Consider the following 14,029-nt stretch of genomic DNA (forward strand, 5'->3'; position numbering starts at 1 on the left):
TCGCGCAGCTGGCCAAGATTGACCATCGAACAAACATAATAAAGGAACGCTCATGGTCGAATTAGCCCACACCGAGGCCGCCGCTCGGTCGGCCAGGTCGAAGTATCGCTGGATAGTGCTGTCGGTGATCGTCGTGGTGTACATGCTGGCCGCTGCCGATCGCGCTAATATCGGCATCGCTCTGCCGTATATTCAGAAGGAATTTGGCGCCAGCAACGCGCAGGCTGGCATGCTCGTCAGTGCGTTTTTCCTGTTCTATTCACTGGGTCAGATTCCGGCAGGCTTCATCATTAGCCGGTTTGGCGTGCGGCTCGTCGCGCCGGTGTCGATCACGCTGACGTCGATCGTCACCCTGTTGATCGGAACCGCGCATAACTTCGGCATGATCAAGCTCTATCGGTCCGCCTTGGGCATCGCCGAAGCCGCACTCCCGCTGTCCATGCTCAGCACCATCAATCGCTGGTTTCCAGCGGGTGAGAAGGGCTTGGCCACGGGCGCATTCCTTTCTGCCGCCAAGATGGGCGCCGTCATAGCCCCACCCGTGGGCGCCGCCATCATCATGCTTTACGACTGGCGCACCATGTTCATCGTCTTCGCCATCCCCGGCCTGCTGCTGGCATTGATCTGGTGGTGGGTAGTGCCAAACGATCCCCGTGCCTGCAAGCGGGTCAACGGTGCCGAAGCCGATCATATCGAAGATCAGACCCCGGCCGAGAGCGGGCCCAAGCGCCGTCAGCGAGATTTCGGCGCGTTGGACAAAGTGCTGCGCTACCAGCGAGTGGCACCCCTGGCTTCCTCTAAATCGGTATTTGCCTCCTGGAACATCTGGGGCTGTGGCCTGGGTTATTTGCTGATGACAGGCGTGGTCAATGTGCTGCTGGCCTGGCTACCCAAGTACCTGAGCGAAGTAAAGCACTTCGAACTGATGCAGGTTGGCTTCATCGCCGCACTGCCGTTTGCCGGTGGAGTACTGGGCAACATCGTCGGCGGCTGGTTCTCGGACCGGATTCTGGACCGTCGTCGCAAGCCCACCATGATGATCAGCGCGGTGGCCACTTGCGTGATGATGGTGGCCTTGGTTTATGCGCCCAACGGGCTGTTGGCAGTAAGCTTGCTGTTGTTCGGCACGGGCTTCCTGCTGAACATCGGTTACTCGTCGTTTTCGGTCTATTCCATGGGCCTGACCAGCCGCTCCACTTACCCGGTTGCGGCCTCGTTGGTCAACAGCGCAGGGCAGGCGGGCGGAGCAATAGCACCCCTGGTCACCGGCTTTCTGCTGGACAGCTACAGTTGGACAGCGGTCTTCATTTTCCTGGGGATCTGCTCGCTGGCGGCCCTGGCCTTCGTGCTGACCATTGCCGAACCGGCTGATCAGGTCGAGCCCGCCGCGCAATGACAACGTTGCGTTGATCCTGGTAATACGCAATGGGGCGCCGAATGCACGGTGCCCCGGGCTCATCGTTGCAACTGGCGAGTGAAGTCGCACAGCTCTACTGCCAGCCCCGACACCTCGGTCATGAACGCTGAAGGGCGATCGTTTCGATACATCGCCTTGTAGGGCACTGGGGGTAATGTGGGGGTTGTGCGGATGATGTTAAGTTTGCCCTCGTCCACCAATGGCCGAAAGCATTCCAACGGCAGATAAGTCACACCCAAGCCTGCGGCTGTCAGTCCGAGCATGGCGGTCAGACTGTCCGAGGACAGCGTCTTGGGCAGGTCGACGCCCAAGGTACGCAGCCATTTGTTCACGAACAGTCCCGAGCCCGATTTCTTGCCTTGAACCAGCATTGGGTATTTCGCCAGTTCCGCGAGGTCCAGCACCTCATCGTGGCCTATCAGGCCCGGTGCGGCCATCCAGGCATTCTCGACCTCGCCCAAGGCGACAGAGGTCACTTCCGGCGCGGTAAAGGTGTCGGGAATGATGATCAGGTCGATCATGTCGTCCATGAGCTTTTCATGGAGGTTGCGGCTCATGTCGACCTCTGGCTCGATAATGAGTCCCGGATAATCGGTTACCAGCCGCGTCACCAATCGCGGCAGCCAAGTCCATGCGGTCAGTTCGGTCACACCCAACCTGAGCCGGCGCTTCACCACTTGGGTACCGTCCTTGAGGGAGTCGATGCGCTCGGCGAGCCCGAGCATTTCCCGCGCTATCACTAACAGTTCCTCGCCAGCGCTGGTCAACCGGGCGCCGCGTTGCGAACGGTCGAACAGCTGCATGCCGGTCGACGCCTCGAGTTCCTGAACGCGTTTGGATATGGCGGACTGAGTGGTGCTCAGGTGCTCTGCAGCGCGCTCGAAAGTTCCGAGCCGCTCTATCCAGTGTAAAGCAAGCAATTGGCGCAGGGTGATCATGTCCATTCCTTAATAGAATGATTGGATATTGAATAATATCGCTTTTTCTATTTCATAGCCTGTTTATGCTGGTGTTATCTGCCATCGGAGAACTGTCTATGACTGCCGTACTCGCCTCATCCGAACGTGAAGAACTGGTAACCGCATTTGCCCGCACCTCCACTTCGATCATCAGTGACTGTCTGGATCGTTTGCCGGGCGCAGCGTTGCGCCCCTTTCACAAGATCGAAGGGACCATGGCTGGTATCGCTTTGACGGTAAAAGTAGCCAATGGCGATAACCGAGCCATTCATCAGGCCCTTGAACTGCTCGAACCTGGCCACGTACTGGTGGTCGATGGCGGCGGCGATGTCAGCCGTGCATTGATGGGCGACATCATGGCGGCGATTGCTGAAAAACGTGGCGCGGCGGGTGTGGTGATTGACGGCGCGATTCGCGATCTGGCAACCATTGGCAAGGGTATGTTTCCGATGTTCGCGCGGGCCGGCATTCATCTGGGCCCCTACAAGAACGGACCTGGTGAGATAAACGTTCCAGTGAGCATCGATGGGATGATCGTGTCGCCGGGCGACTTCGTCGTCGGTGACCATGATGGCATTGTCGCCTTCGCCGCATCGCGCGCGGCCGAGCTGTTGAGCGCCTGTCATGCGACCGAACAAAAGGAAGCGGAAATGATGGCGCAGATCGCCGCAGGCACTTACAAGGGCGCCTACGCCGCTCACTGATTGCAGGAGATACAGCATGAAAATCGGAATTATCGGTGCAGGCGAAGTCGGACTGACCTATGCAAGACCCTGGGCGGCAGCTGGGCACGAAGTCGTTTTGTGCGATCTGAAGCCGTCCGCTGCTGCGGCGGCCTTTGCTGCGCAGGCAGGCAGCGATATCTGTACATCGGTTGCAGACATCGCGCCAAGCTGTGACGTACTGGTATCGTGCGTGTTTGGTACGGTGTCGCTGTCCGTCGCCGAGCAGGCGCTCGCGCATATGGCCAAGGACGCTTTATATGTGGACATGACCACTGCCGATCCCGCATTGATCAGGACGGCGGCGCAACGTGCCGCAGAATTCGACGTGAGTTATGTCGATGTGGCCATCCTCGGTGCGATTGCGCTGACGCACGAAAAAACCAACTTGCTGGGCGCCGGCACTGGTATCGAGCGCGCCCTGACGTTGTTCGCCTTCGCCGGCGCGCCGCTCAAACCAGTGGAGCACGGCGCAGCCGGTGATGCGGCGGCCCTGAAGATCCTCAGAAGCGTATTCACCAAAGGCTTGGAAGCCCTGACTATCGAATGTTTCATGGCCGCGGAGAAGCAAGGCGTCAGTGACAAGTTGCACGACGCTTTGAGCGACATCGATCAGGCAAGCCTGCGCGATTTTCTCGGTGCCCTGATCCGCACCCATGTACTGCATGCGCCGCGTCGCTTGAAGGAAGTCGAAGAAGCTGAGCGGCAGTTGCGTGCCGCTGACATGCCGGTCGCGGTGCTGCCGGGGGTCAGGGATCTCTTCCAGCGCACGACCGACCAGATCGCCGCGAATCCGATCGATGTGGCAACACCCACGTTGCCGCAGGCATTCGAGTGGTTGTTCAAGGTCAACGAAGTATCCAGATGACTGCGCGGTGACGTAGCTTGTGTTCCCTGTGGGAGCGGTCATCGGCCGCGAAAAGGGCCCCGTAGTTTGCCTGATGCTCCGTGGCGTCTGGTTCGCGGCCGCGGACCGCTCCTACAGGGCATTTGCGCGTTTTGAAGGGGGGTGGGGGTATCATGGGCTGATCACAGGCGAGGTATCCATGTTCGATTGGGAAGATCTGAGGCACTTTGCGGCCTTCGTGCGGGCGGGCTCGTTGACGGCGGCGGCCAGGGCGCTGGCGGTGGACCATGCCACCGTGGCGCGGCGCATTGCGTCACTGGAAACCGCGCTCAACCTCAAGCTGGTCGATCGCCGCTCGCGTGCCTACGTGCTGACCCACCAAGGGTTACGGATTGCCGAGTTCGCCGAGCAGATGAGCACCTCTTCGTTCGCTCTCGAGCATTACGCGGGCGCCGATCAGCCGGACGTGCAGGGCGAAGTGGTGCTGTCGGCACCGCCCGTATTGCTGGGCAGCCTGATTGCGCCCCACGCCGGTACCCTGCTGGCGCAGCATCCGGCGTTGTCGCTGCGCCTGGTGGGCACCAAATCGCGCACCTCGCTGGCGCGCCGGGAGGCAGACGTCGCCGTCAGCCTGGCCCGGCCGCTGGAGTCGACATTGGTGGCGAGTCTGCTCGGGCACCTGGACTATGCGCTGTACGCCAGCCCTGCCTACCTGGCGCAGGCAGCGAAGCCGCGCTTCATTGGCTACGACGCTTCGCAGGCCAAATCCCTTCAGCATCGCTGGCTGGTCGAGCAGGCCGAGGACGGCGAATTCGTGCTGTGCAGCAATGACCTGCGCGTGCAGGCACTGGCCGCCGCCGGCGCCGCGGGTATCGTCTGCCTGCCGGCGTTCATTGCCGCCGAACATGGCCTGCAACGGGTCGACCCTGAAGCGGCCACCTTGAACATCGAGGTCTGGATGGCGTTCCACGAAGACGTGCGCGCCACGCCACGCATCCAGGCGGTCAGCGAATTCGTGCGGCATTGCATGGCAGTGCTGCCACGCTTGTGAATTTCTGCATAGCTCAGGTGCGACGCCTGGGGGTTATATCCGATAGGAGTGGGCGCTAAGGTAAAGGCATCGGACCGGCATGTCGCGCGGTCCTCCGCAGGAGCCTCTCCATGAACTACGTCAAGCTGGGCAACACCGGCCTGGACATCTCCCGCCTGTGCCTGGGCTGCATGACCTTCGGCGAGCCCGATGCCGGCACCCACCCCTGGACCTTGGGCGAGGATGCCAGTCGGCCGATCATCAAGCATGCGGTGGAGCAGGGCATCAACTTCTTCGACACGGCCAACAGTTACTCGGCCGGCACTTCCGAAGTCATCGTCGGCAAATTGCTCAAGGAGTTCACCCGTCGCGAGGAAACCGTGATCGCCACCAAGGTGTTCTTTCCGGCCAACATGTGGGAAGGCTCGAAAAAGCCCAATGAGCAGGGCCTGTCGCGCAAGGCGATCATGGCCAGCATCGATGCCAGCCTGCAGCGGCTGGGCACCGACTACGTCGATCTTTATCAGATCCATCGCTGGGACTATCACACGCCCATCGAAGAAACCATGGAAGCCCTGCACGACGTGGTGAAAGCGGGCAAGGCGCGCTACATCGGGGCCTCGTCGATGTACGCCTGGCAGTTCGCCAAGGCCCAACAGGTCGCGGCCAGCCACGGTTGGAGCCGGTTCGTCTCGATGCAGAACTACCTCAACCTCATCTATCGCGAAGAAGAGCGCGAAATGATTCCCCTGTGCCTGGATCAGGGCGTCGGCCTGATGCCCTGGAGCCCGATGGCCCGCGGCCGGCTGACGCGCCCGCACGGCGTGCAGACCGAACGCACCCGCACCGACATTTCCGGGCAGTCGTTCTATGCTGCCACCGAGGTCGAGGATGGCAAGGTGATCGACGTGGTCGAGCAGATCGCCAAGGAACGCGGCGTGCCCATGGCGCAGGTGGCGCTGGCGTGGGTGTTGAACAAGCGCGGCGTGTCGGCGCCCATCGTCGGTGCTTCCAAGGCCGTGCAGTTGGACGATGCCCTGGCTGCACTGCAACTGTCGTTGAGCGAAGAGGAAACGGCGCGCCTCGAAGGCCCCTACGTGCCACACGTGGTGACCGGTTTTGCCTGACAGCGCTGGGCGCAGGTGGGTCGCCGAAGAATCGCGCGGATGCTATCGTTGCTGGGCGATCCACTGCCCGAGTTGAACATGACCCACCCGTTTCCCTTTTCCCGAGAGGGCATGAGCGAGAAAGTACGCTGCCACGACTGGGCCGGGACGCCGCTGGGGCCGATCCACAGTTGGCCTGCCGTGTTGCGCATTGCCGTCGATATGCTGCTGGCATCGCGGTTCCCCGGCTGCCTTGCCTGGGGAGCCGAGCGCATCATGTTCTACAACGATGCGTTCAAACCTCTGCTGCAAGGCAAGCCACAAGCACTGGGCTTGCCGCTCAGCACTGTCTGGAGCGAGGTCTGGGACGACATCGAGCCGATCGTGACGCGCGCCTTCGAGGGCGAAGCGACCTTCATCGAGGACTTCCCGCTGGTCATCCAGCGCAACGGCAGAGCCGAGCAGGCGTATTTCACGTTCTGCTACAGCCCGGTACGCGACGAACATGGCACCATCGTGGGCATGCTCGACACGGTCATCGAAACCACTGCAACATTGCAGGCCAGGGACAAGGCCGAGCAGGCAGCCGAAGGCTTCGAGCGTGAAGCCATGGCGCGCACGGCCGAACGCAACCGCTTCTGGGACCTTTCATCCGACATCATGTTGGTGGCCAGCCGCAGGCTCGAAATCACAGCCATCAATCCGGCCTGGTCGCGGGTGCTGGGCTGGAGCGCCGAGGACCTGGTTGGCCGGCACGCCATCGACCTGATCCACCCCGACGATCATGAAGCGGTAGCGGTCGCGATGGTGCCGCTGTATCGCGGCGAACGCCTGCATGACATGACCTGCCGCCTGCGCCACCGCGACGGCAGCTACCGTTGGATCGCCTGGGCAGCGGTGCCTGCCGAAGACTCGTTCCACTCCGTAGGCCGCGACGTGACCGAAGAGCGCGAGCGTGCGCTGCTGCTGCAGCAGGTCGAAGAGCAACTGCGCCACAGCCTCAAGATGGAAGCGGTCGGGCAGTTGACCGGCGGGCTTGCCCACGACTTCAACAACCTGCTGACCGGCATCAGTGCCAGCCTGGAACTGCTGCGTCAACGTGTCGAGCAGGGCCGCATCGGCGAGCTCAAACGTTACATCGACGCTGCACAGGGGGCCTCGGCCCGGGCCGCCACCCTGACTCATCGGCTGCTGGCGTTCTCGCGTCGTCAAACCCTGGCACCACGGGCTGTCGAGCCCAAGGCCCTGATCGCCGACCTCGAAGACCTGGTACGCCAGACGCTGGGCCCGAGCATCGAGTTCAGTGCCCAGAGTGACGACGATGTCTGGTGGGTGCGCGTGGACGCCAACCAGTTGGAAAGCGCGCTGCTCAACCTCTGCATCAACGCCCGTGATGCAATGCCGGGGGGCGGCAGCCTGTGGTTGCGCGCGCGCAATCACCATCAGTTCGCCCGAGCCCGCACCGAGAACGATCTGCAGCCGGGCCAGTACGTGTGCCTGAGTGTGACCGACAGCGGCACCGGCATGGATCCGCAGACCATCGCACGGGTATTCGATCCGTTCTTCACCACCAAGCCATTGGGTCAGGGCACCGGCCTGGGCCTGTCGATGGTGTACGGCTTCGTACGCCAGTCGGGCGGGCAGATTCGCGTCGATTCCTCACTGGGGCAGGGCACCGCAATGCACCTGTTCCTGCCGCGACACACCGGCGAGATCGGTGCGACGCTGCCGGTACTGACCGGAGCCCTGATAGACACCGAAGCCACCGGTGAAACCATCGTTTTGATCGACGACGAAGGAACGTTGCGGCAGATGGTGGGCGAGGCGTTGCGGGAGAAGGGCTATCGAGTGCTGGAAGCGGCCAATGGCGTAGAGGGCCTGTCACTGGTGCAAGGCGGCCTGAAGGCCGACCTGTTGATCACCGATATCGGCTTGCCGGGTGGGCTCGATGGTCGTCAGGTGGCGGATGCTGCCTGGGCGATGGAGCCGGGTCTGAAGGTACTGTTCATTACCGGCTATGTGGATCAGACCGCAGCCATGGACGAGTTGCCCGAAGCTGTTGCTCATGTGCTGACCAAGCCGTTCAGCCTGGACCACCTGACCCACACCGTGCGCTCGATGTTGGTCAGGCGTTAGCTCATACCGCTATCCGGCGCCGCTGCTGGCGCCCGATTCGCGGTCTTTCTCGATGGTTCGGGTGCGTTTCTCCAGCACCAGGTACACCACGCAGGCAATCGCCAGCGGCAGCAGGAAATACAGCGCCCGGTAGGCGATCAATGCGGCCAGCAGCGCACCTTTGGAGTATTGCCCTTGCAGCAGGGTGATGAAGATGGTCTCCAGCACACCCAGGCCGGCTGGGATATGGGTGATCACACCGGCAATGCTGCTGATCAGCAGGATCGCCAGAATGGTCGGGTAGCCGACTTTCTCGGGCAGCAGCGACCACACCAGCAAGCCCATCAGGCTCCAGTTCAACGCTCCCAGACAAGCTTGGGTCAGCGCCATCTTGAACGACGGCAGGAGGATCTCCTGCTTGCGTATCGTCCAGGTGCGTTTCTTCGAGAAGCGGCAGGCCGCCAGGTACGCCAGGCCAAGCAGGATGATCACCACGCCGATGATCTGCAGCCCGGTACTGCCGATCTTGAAACCTTCGGGAAGCGCCGGCAGGCCCATGGCGAACAGTGTACCGGCCACGAACAGGTAGCCCAGCCAGTTGGTGATCAGACACAGGCTGAGAATCTTGGTAATGGCCGGCACATCCAGACCCAGCTTGGAGTACAGGCGATAACGCAGGGCAATCCCACCGACCCACGAGCCCAGGTTGAGGTTGAACGCATAGCACACGAAGGCCAATGGCAGTACCTGCCGACTGGGCACTTCGTGGCCGATATAACGCTTGGCCAGCAAGTCATAGCTGGCGAACGTCAGGTAGCTGGCTGCGACGATGCCGGCACCGATCAACAAGGTACTCATCTTGTAGGAGCTCAGCGCATGCTTGACCTCCTGCCAGTCGAGGTTTTTCACCAGCATGAACACCAGCACCGGGACCAGGATGAAGCACAGCACGGTCATGATGCGCTTGGCCCATACCCACTTGCTGGATTTCGGCGAGGCCTTCGGCGCGCTCTGCGATGAAGTCGTCATACCGTCTCCTTGTGATCCAGCGACGGCGCCTGGCAATGCTGCGGTTCGACATCGATCAACGGCACCAGCTTGGGCGAGTGCGCTGGAATGAACCCCACCATGGCCGGAAAGTGGCGCAGGAAGTGGAAGGTGAGGAAGATGATCGGCGCGCGCCACCAGTACCCACGCAGAACCCGTTGCAGGCTGATCGACTTGCAGGTGCTTTCGGCCAGTTCCTGCAGGTGATCGTGCAGCCGCTGGTTGAAACGGCGGTCGTTGATGATCAGGTTGCCTTCCAGGTTGAGCGACAGGCTCAGCGGATCGAGGTTGCTGGAACCAACGGTCGACCATTCCCGGTCCACCACCGCGACCTTGCCATGCAGCGGACGCTGGCAGTACTCGCGGATGACCACGCCGTCACGCAGCAGATAGTTGTAGAGCAGGCGCGAGCACAGGCGCACCAGCGGCATGTCGGGCATGCCCTGCAGAATCAGGGTCACGTGGACACCGCGGCGGGCCGCGTTGCGCAGTTCGCGCAGAAAACGGTAGCCGGGGAAGAAGTAGGCGTTGGCGATGATGATCCGTTCACGCGCACCACGAATCGCCTTGAGGTAATGGTCCTCGATATCGGTGGTGTGCTCGTTATTGTCGCGAATGGTCAGCAGCAGCCGCGCGCTGGCGCTGTCGGCATCGGGCGACGGGCTGCGCGAGCGCCATGGCGCACGATCGCGCACGACCTTGCTGGTGCGGTCGAGCAGTGCCAGGGTGGCTCGGTGCAGGTCGGCCACGATGGGGCCTCGTACACGCACGGCATAGTCCTGCTTGGCCATTGGGTCGCCGGAGTCGGCCAAGTGGTCGGAACTGTAGTTGATGCCACCGACGAAACCGATTTCGCCGTCGATGACCGCAATCTTGCGGTGCAGCCGACGAAACAGGTTGGTGCGTACGCCCATTACCCGCGGCTGCGGGTCGAAGGCCAGCAGTTTCACGCCCGCATCGGACAGCTCGCGCAGGAACTGCGTGCTCAGCTCCGCCGTGCCGTAACCGTCCACCAGCACTTCCACACGCACACCGCGTTGCGCCGCTTCGATCAGCACCCGCTGCAAATCCTTGCCTACTTCATCTTCATAGATGATGAAGGTTTCGATCAACACTTCGTCTCGAGCCTGGCCGATAGCCTCGAACACCGCCGGGAAGAACTCCTCGCCGTTGATCAGCAACTGGATTTCATTGTTGTCACGCCATTGCTCGCTCATAGGCGAACCTCCACTGCGAGGGGCACATGATCGGAAAGATGGGACCAGGGTTTGCGCGACAGCACCTTGGGCAGGTGGGCTGTCGCGTTGCGAATGTAGATGCGGTCGAGCCTGAGCAGCGGCAGCCGGGCCGGGAACGTCTTCGCCGCGCTGCCGAAGGCTTCGACGAACACTTCGGTCATGTGGCAGCTCGCCAGGGCTTCGTCGGCACGCACGCGCCAGTCGTTGAAGTCGCCGGCGACGATGACGGCAGCTTTTGGATCAAGGCTGTCGAGCAACTGGCAGAGCAACTTCAGTTGCTGCTGGCGCTGGCCTTCGCGCAGCCCCAGGTGCACGCAGATGGTGTGCACTTCTCCATGCCCCGGTACGGCCAGCACCGAATGCAGCAGGCCACGCTCTTCGGTGCCATTGACGCTGACATCGAGGTTTTCGTGGCGCACGATGGGAAACTTGGACAGCAGCGCGTTGCCGTGGTCGCCGTCCGGGTATACCGCGTTGCGGCCGTAGGCGTACACCGGCCACATGCTGTCGGCGAGAAATTCGTATTGGGGAACGTCCGACCAGTTGTCGTAGCGCTGCCCATGGGAGCGATGCATCCCGAGCACTTCCTGCAGGAACACCACGTCGGCGCCCAGCGTGCGAACAGCCTCGCGCAACTCGGGCAGCACGAAGCGCCGGTTCAGCGGGCTGAAGCCCTTGTGGGTATTGACCGTCAGAACATGCAGGGAAGTTACCGCCACAGCGTCCTGGGGTAACGGCTGAGGATTGGGGGTGGTCATTCTGAAGCTCCTGAGGGGACGACAGGGGCACTTTGGCCCCTATGGTCCGACTCGGAAGCGATTGTGAAGGTTCAACGGTGCCATCATTGGAGACCAGGCCCATGTCGGAGCGACCTGATGCTGTAGAAAATGCGTTTCACAGACGCGCTAAAATGATCGAGGGTATTTGTGGAGCAACAGTCAGCTGAACCATGAATCACTTGGCAAACAGCTGGCTCATGTCCTTGAAGGCCTTGAACTCCAGCGCGTTGCCGCAGGGGTCGAACAGGAACATGGTGGCCTGCTCGCCGACCTGGCCCTGGAAGCGGATGTAGGGTTCGATCACGAACTCGGTTCCGCGCGCCCTCAAGCGCTCTGCCAGGGCCTCCCACTGCGCCCATTCCAGAATGATGCCGAAGTGCGGGACCGGTACGTTGTGCCCGTCTACCGCGTTGCTGTGCACGCTTTCCTGTGAAGCCGTCTTGGGATGCTCATGGATGACCAATTGATGGCCGTAGAAATCGAAGTCTACCCACTGTGCGCTCGAGCGGCCTTCGGCAAGACCGAACACCTCGCCGTAAAAGTGACGGGTGGCGGCCAGGTCGTACACGGGGATTGCAAGGTGGAAGGGCGAAAGGCTCACGGTGATTTCCTTTGGACTGGTTTTGATTTTTATCAATTCTTATCCGGAAATACCCCGAGTGAAAGCGCAAATCTTGGGTTCCGAGCTCCAATTATTCTGATGAATCAAGCGTTCGTTAAGCCTTATACCGCCTGCAAAACGCAGTCTCGAAACAGATTGAACAGCGGTGAATGCTTTTGTCGGTACTTGGCTAGCAGCACGATTTCTCTGAAAAACGTCAGCTCACGCAGCTCCAGCACTCTCACGTTCTCCGAATGTTCGAGCCATAGACCCGCTTTGGGTACCAACGAAACACCCAGCCCACTGCGCACCATCTTTACAATTGCATCCAGCTCATCCAATTCCAGGGTTTGGCGAACGTGGATCTTTTGTTCCTTGAGAAACTGGGTGACCAGGCGGCCGCCGAACGATCCGCGGTCATACCGCACGAAGGGCTGTTCTGCGAGAAGCTTGAGCGGATCATCGCCTGCTACATCCTTGGCGGTGATCAGCACGAACGCCTCGCGCGCGATCACTTCGGCCTGCAGATCCTTGGGTAGCGAGAAGGGCGGTTTGATCATGATGGCCAGGTCCAGCTCACCTGCATCCACCTGGCTGAGCAGGTTCAACGAAACGCCTGGCACCAGGTGGGTTTCAATGAACGGCGCCTGGGCTTTCAAGGCCACCAATGCCTGCGGCAGGATACCGGTCTGAACCGTGCCGATGGCGCCGATGCGCAACGAGCCCTGGAAACCATTGGCACTGTCGGCCGCGCCCATTTGCTCGAAGAGGCGCAGGATTTCTTCGCCCATTGGTATGGCGCGTTGGCCTGCCGAATTGAGGGTGGCGGAGCGGCCTGTGCGGTCGAACAGCTTGACGCCGAGTGTTTCCTCGAGACTTCTGATCTGCGCACTGACGGCTGACTGGGTCAGCCCGACCTGCTGGCCGGCGGCGGCGAACGTGCCTCGTTGGGCAACGCAGATGAAGGTCTTCAGTTCTCGGATCATGGGGTGCCTTGGTGTGTTGTCGGATGGTTGCGCGATGACGGGATATTCAGAAACTATCCTGGTCCTCGAAAAGCGTTCTGACTGTACTTCAGGGCGGCATTTACAGCCTGAAAAAGCCTATGTTGCTCGCAGTTTCGCCCCTCATTTTCACCGGGTGTAGCAGCATTCACGAGTTGCTATTTCTGTTGCTTCCACTACCTGCGTTCGGCTTGCCTCACCTTACGGCTCAGTCCAGGCGTTTTGCCGGTAATGCGTTTGAATGCGCGGCTGAACGCGGCCTGGGAGGTGTATCCCAAGCGCTGCGCCACCTCTTCGATCGGCAGCCTGTCCAAGGTTAGCCACTGGCTTGCAAGGCGCATTCGCAGCTCGGTCACGTAGCGCAGCGGCGTCATGCCAACCGTCACCTGGAAGCGCTCCGCGAAGGCTGAACGCGAGGTATTGCAGTGCTCGGCCAACTGCGCGACGGTCCAGTCCCGACCCGGTTGTTGATGAAGCGCCAGCAGTGCACCGGCGAGGCGTGGGTCGCGCAAGGCCGCGACGAGCCCAGAGGCATTGCCGCAGGCGCACTCGACCCAGCCTCGAACGACCATGGCAGCCACCACGTCGGCCAACCGCGCAAGGATACCGGCGAAACCGATACGGGCGGCGCTGACCTCGCGCTCCATGGTGGCCAGAATCGGCACCAGCCCCGGGTAACGCTGGCCGCCGGCATCGATCAGCATCAGCCCCGGCATCAACCGGCCAAGGCCATGGAGGCTGCCCAGTTCAAACTCCATGCAAGCGCTGAACAATATTGTGCTTGGCGTGGCGCTGGCATCGGTTCCGGTATCCACTTCGCTGACGGTATCACCGAGCGGTGCGCTGTCCAGACGGTCGATGTCTTGAACAGGCGCGTGCGGATGAGAAAGCAGTTGATGGGCTGCCCCATGGGAGATGAACACGGCATTGCCGGCAGATAGCGCGTAGGTGCTGCCATCCTCCATTTGCAGCACCGCATCGCCGACGGCGATGAAGTGGAACCAGGCGTGCCCGGACTTTTCCGCGAAACCCAAACCGAAAGTGGGGCCCGCCTGGATACGCCGGTACTCGACGCCACGCAATCGCATGCCGCGCAACAGTTCGTTGATGAGATCCGAGGAAAGAGCAAACTGATCTGCAGACATCGTTCAGGTGTTTCGGTCA

13 protein-coding genes are annotated in these 14,029 nt (G+C 61.3%); 6 read left to right on the plus strand and 7 right to left on the minus strand.

Annotated features, from left to right (window positions below):
• The first annotated feature begins 52 nt into the window (after positions 1 to 52).
• Positions 53 to 1,396 (plus strand): MFS transporter, encoded by a 1,344-nt coding sequence (locus tag H7993_RS01395; RefSeq protein WP_185793183.1) that lies wholly within the window; start codon positions 53 to 55, stop codon positions 1,394 to 1,396.
• A gap of 59 nt (positions 1,397 to 1,455) precedes the next feature.
• Here H7993_RS01395 and H7993_RS01400 read toward each other — a convergent pair whose 3' ends face one another.
• Positions 1,456 to 2,355 (minus strand): LysR family transcriptional regulator, encoded by a 900-nt coding sequence (locus H7993_RS01400; RefSeq protein ID WP_185793184.1) that lies wholly within the window; start codon positions 2,353 to 2,355, stop codon positions 1,456 to 1,458.
• A gap of 98 nt (positions 2,356 to 2,453) precedes the next feature.
• Here H7993_RS01400 and H7993_RS01405 point away from each other — a divergent pair, with 98 nt between their 5' ends.
• The 5 genes from H7993_RS01405 to H7993_RS01425 all read left to right on the plus strand — a co-directional run bounded on the left by H7993_RS01405 (position 2,454) and on the right by H7993_RS01425 (position 8,217).
• A complete protein-coding gene (locus H7993_RS01405; protein WP_185793185.1) occupies positions 2,454 to 3,080 on the plus strand; it encodes an RraA family protein in 627 nt (208 codons plus the stop codon).
• Between the two features lie 16 nt (positions 3,081 to 3,096).
• The gene (locus H7993_RS01410; RefSeq protein ID WP_185793186.1) at positions 3,097 to 3,966 is read left to right on the plus strand and encodes an NAD(P)-binding domain-containing protein; all 870 of its coding nucleotides are present in this window, start codon (positions 3,097 to 3,099) and stop codon (positions 3,964 to 3,966) included.
• A gap of 178 nt (positions 3,967 to 4,144) precedes the next feature.
• Positions 4,145 to 4,996, plus strand: coding sequence for a LysR family transcriptional regulator (locus H7993_RS01415; RefSeq protein ID WP_185793187.1), 852 nt, complete (start codon positions 4,145 to 4,147; stop codon positions 4,994 to 4,996).
• A 110-nt stretch (positions 4,997 to 5,106) separates the two neighbouring features.
• The gene (locus tag H7993_RS01420; protein WP_185793188.1) at positions 5,107 to 6,102 is read left to right on the plus strand and encodes an aldo/keto reductase; all 996 of its coding nucleotides are present in this window, start codon (positions 5,107 to 5,109) and stop codon (positions 6,100 to 6,102) included.
• 39 nt (positions 6,103 to 6,141) lie between these two features.
• The gene (locus tag H7993_RS01425) at positions 6,142 to 8,217 is read left to right on the plus strand and encodes a hybrid sensor histidine kinase/response regulator (protein ID WP_244646811.1); all 2,076 of its coding nucleotides are present in this window, start codon (positions 6,142 to 6,144) and stop codon (positions 8,215 to 8,217) included.
• A 9-nt stretch (positions 8,218 to 8,226) separates the two neighbouring features.
• Here the strand turns inward: H7993_RS01425 and H7993_RS01430 are convergent, their stop codons facing one another.
• The 6 genes from H7993_RS01430 to H7993_RS01455 form a co-directional block, all read right to left on the minus strand.
• Entirely contained in the window at positions 8,227 to 9,225 is a 999-nt protein-coding gene (locus H7993_RS01430) for a lysylphosphatidylglycerol synthase domain-containing protein (RefSeq protein ID WP_185793189.1), read from the minus strand.
• On the minus strand, positions 9,222 to 10,460 hold the full coding sequence (clsB, locus tag H7993_RS01435) for a cardiolipin synthase ClsB (protein WP_185793190.1): 1,239 nt from the start codon (positions 10,458 to 10,460) through the stop codon (positions 9,222 to 9,224). Before clsB ends, H7993_RS01430 begins: the two co-directional genes overlap by 4 nt.
• Entirely contained in the window at positions 10,457 to 11,239 is a 783-nt protein-coding gene (locus H7993_RS01440; protein ID WP_122477706.1) for an endonuclease/exonuclease/phosphatase family protein, read from the minus strand. Before H7993_RS01440 ends, clsB begins: the two co-directional genes overlap by 4 nt.
• A 196-nt stretch (positions 11,240 to 11,435) precedes the next feature.
• Positions 11,436 to 11,861, minus strand: coding sequence for a VOC family protein (locus H7993_RS01445; RefSeq protein WP_122477711.1), 426 nt, complete (start codon positions 11,859 to 11,861; stop codon positions 11,436 to 11,438).
• A gap of 122 nt (positions 11,862 to 11,983) precedes the next feature.
• Positions 11,984 to 12,847 (minus strand): LysR family transcriptional regulator, encoded by an 864-nt coding sequence (locus H7993_RS01450; RefSeq protein WP_185793191.1) that lies wholly within the window; start codon positions 12,845 to 12,847, stop codon positions 11,984 to 11,986.
• A 194-nt stretch (positions 12,848 to 13,041) separates the two neighbouring features.
• A complete protein-coding gene (locus tag H7993_RS01455) occupies positions 13,042 to 14,010 on the minus strand; it encodes an AraC family transcriptional regulator (RefSeq protein ID WP_185793192.1) in 969 nt (322 codons plus the stop codon).
• Between the last annotated feature and the right edge of the window lie 19 nt (positions 14,011 to 14,029).

The organism is Pseudomonas baltica (assembly GCF_014235765.1).
In the GTDB taxonomy this organism is placed as follows: Bacteria; Pseudomonadota; Gammaproteobacteria; order Pseudomonadales; family Pseudomonadaceae; genus Aquipseudomonas; species Aquipseudomonas baltica.

What these genes read in the sequence shown, in the direction of transcription:
- H7993_RS01395 (WP_185793183.1), top strand. Translation starts at nt 53, where the DNA reads ATGGTCGAATTAGCCCACACCGAGGCCGCCGCTCGGTCGGCCAGGTCG.
- H7993_RS01400 (WP_185793184.1), bottom strand. Translation starts at nt 2,355, where the DNA reads ATGATCACCCTGCGCCAATTGCTTGCTTTACACTGGATAGAGCGGCTC.
- H7993_RS01405 (WP_185793185.1), top strand. Translation starts at nt 2,454, where the DNA reads ATGACTGCCGTACTCGCCTCATCCGAACGTGAAGAACTGGTAACCGCA.
- H7993_RS01410 (WP_185793186.1), top strand. Translation starts at nt 3,097, where the DNA reads ATGAAAATCGGAATTATCGGTGCAGGCGAAGTCGGACTGACCTATGCA.
- H7993_RS01415 (WP_185793187.1), top strand. Translation starts at nt 4,145, where the DNA reads ATGTTCGATTGGGAAGATCTGAGGCACTTTGCGGCCTTCGTGCGGGCG.
- H7993_RS01420 (WP_185793188.1), top strand. Translation starts at nt 5,107, where the DNA reads ATGAACTACGTCAAGCTGGGCAACACCGGCCTGGACATCTCCCGCCTG.
- H7993_RS01425 (WP_244646811.1), top strand. Translation starts at nt 6,142, where the DNA reads ATGCTATCGTTGCTGGGCGATCCACTGCCCGAGTTGAACATGACCCAC.
- H7993_RS01430 (WP_185793189.1), bottom strand. Translation starts at nt 9,225, where the DNA reads ATGACGACTTCATCGCAGAGCGCGCCGAAGGCCTCGCCGAAATCCAGC.
- clsB (WP_185793190.1), bottom strand. Translation starts at nt 10,460, where the DNA reads ATGAGCGAGCAATGGCGTGACAACAATGAAATCCAGTTGCTGATCAAC.
- H7993_RS01440 (WP_122477706.1), bottom strand. Translation starts at nt 11,239, where the DNA reads ATGACCACCCCCAATCCTCAGCCGTTACCCCAGGACGCTGTGGCGGTA.
- H7993_RS01450 (WP_185793191.1), bottom strand. Translation starts at nt 12,847, where the DNA reads ATGATCCGAGAACTGAAGACCTTCATCTGCGTTGCCCAACGAGGCACG.
- H7993_RS01455 (WP_185793192.1), bottom strand. Translation starts at nt 14,010, where the DNA reads ATGTCTGCAGATCAGTTTGCTCTTTCCTCGGATCTCATCAACGAACTG.